Origin of the sequence: Dietzia sp. CW19 (genome assembly GCF_014145265.1) — a bacterium.
Taxonomy (GTDB): Bacteria; Actinomycetota; Actinomycetes; order Mycobacteriales; family Mycobacteriaceae; genus Dietzia; species Dietzia natronolimnaea.
Genome location: NZ_JAALEE010000407.1, coordinates 1 through 1,754, shown reverse-complemented (window position 1 = coordinate 1,754; position 1,754 = coordinate 1). Strand labels below are relative to the sequence as shown.

At 68.3% G+C, this 1,754-nt stretch carries 2 protein-coding genes; both read right to left on the bottom strand.

What is annotated here, in order from left to right:
- Positions 1 to 99: 99 nt before the first annotated feature.
- Positions 100 to 531: a phage holin family protein gene (locus G6021_RS12205; protein WP_182641404.1), complete on the bottom strand. Its 432-nt coding sequence runs from the start codon at positions 529 to 531 to the stop codon at positions 100 to 102.
- 6 nt (positions 532 to 537) lie between these two features.
- On the bottom strand, positions 538 to 1,754 hold a 1,217-nt coding region (locus G6021_RS12200; RefSeq protein ID WP_182641403.1), incomplete at its 5' end, for an aminotransferase class III-fold pyridoxal phosphate-dependent enzyme.

Below are 1,754 nucleotides of genomic sequence, written 5' to 3'. Positions count from 1 at the left end.
GAGCGTTCCGCGCACCTGCCTCTCGGCGGACGTGTGCGGAACGCTCTTCTCGTGCGATGGCCGGGCCGTGCGGCGGCCGGGCGGTGCGGCGGCCGGGCCTCAGTCGCGGGCGCGCGTGGGGATCACCATGCCGAGCACCCAGTTGACCAGTCCGATCACGATCGCCCCGAAGAACGCCGCCCAGAACCCGCTCACCAGGTACTCGGCACCGAACAGCTGGAACGTCGTGGTGACCCAGCTGGTGAGCATGAGCATCAGCGCGTTGATCACCAGCAGGAACAGCCCCAGCGTGAGGATGGTCAGCGGCAGCGACAGCAGCTGCACGATCGGCTTGATCACCGCGTTGATCAGCGTGAACACCACGGCCACGATGAGCAGCGCCGCGATAGTCGGCACGCTCACCTCATTGTCGATGGCGCCGGCGTCAATGTCGGCGACACCCGCGGTCTCGTACAGGGAGATCCCCGGCACGATCAGAGTCGCCACCCACAGGGCGACGGCGTTGACGATCAGGCCCAGTATCAGCGCCATGTCCGGTCAGCTCCCCACATAGGAATCGGCCACATCGAGTGCGCGGTCGAAGATATCGAGCCCCGCGTTCGCCTCGTCGGCCGTGATGATGCAGGGCGGAACGATGTGGAATCGGTTGTAATTCATGAACAACAGCACGCCGTCGGACTTGGCGGCGGCGAAGGTCCTGGCCATGGCCTCCGATGTCCCACCGTAGGGGGCGAGGGGCTCGCGTGTCTCGCGGTCGGCCACCATCTCCACGGCCCAGAACACTCCCAGGCCGCGGACCTCGCCGATCGACGGGTGCGTCCGTGCGAGCTCGCGCAGGCGCGGGCCGATCACGTCCTCGCCGATCGTGCGGGCGTTCTCGACGATCTTCTCGTCACGCATCAGGTTGATCGTGGCCACCACGGAGGCGCAGGCCAGCGGGTGCCCGGCGTAGGTCAGGCCACCGGTGTAGGGGGTGGTCTCGAAGGAGGCGGCGATCCGGTCGTGCAGGATCACCCCGCCCAGGGGGACGTAGCCGGAGTTGGAACCCTTGGCAAAGGTGATGAGGTCGGGGGCCCAGTCGTCGTCTCCGGACCGGAAGTTGTCCAGGGCCAGCCAGGCGCCGGTGCGCCCGAAGCCGGACATGACCTCGTCACAGATCATGACGATCCCGTACTTGTCGCAGATCTCCCGCACACCGCGCAGGTAGTCGGCCGGCGGCACCATGATCCCGACCGTGCCGGGCACCGACTCGATGATCAGGGCCGCGAAGTGGTCCGGGCCCTCCAGCGCGATGAGCGAGTCCAGGTGCTCGAGCGCGCGGTCGCACTCCTGCTTCTCGTTCTCGGCGTAGAACTGCGACCGGTACAGGTAGGGCGCGTGGAAGTGCACGGCGCCGGTGTTGCCGTGGTCGTTGGCCCAGCGGCGGGCGTCACCGGTGAGGTTCATCGAGGTGGTGGTGGCGCCGTGGTAGCTGCGGAACGCCGAGAGGGTCTTGTGCCGACCGGTGTGGCGGCGCGCCATGCGGACGGCGTGCTCGACGGCCTCGGTGCCGGCGTTGGTGAAGAACACGCGGTTCATGCCGGCGGGTGCGACCTCGGCGACCAGCCGGGCGGCCTCGGCGCGGGCGGCGTTGGCGTGCGCGGGGTTGATGGTGCACAGCTCGGCGGCCTGGTCCTGGATCGCCTTGACCACCACGGGGTGCTGGTGGCCGATGTTGGTGTTGACCAGCTGGGAGGTGAAGTCGAGCAGGCGGT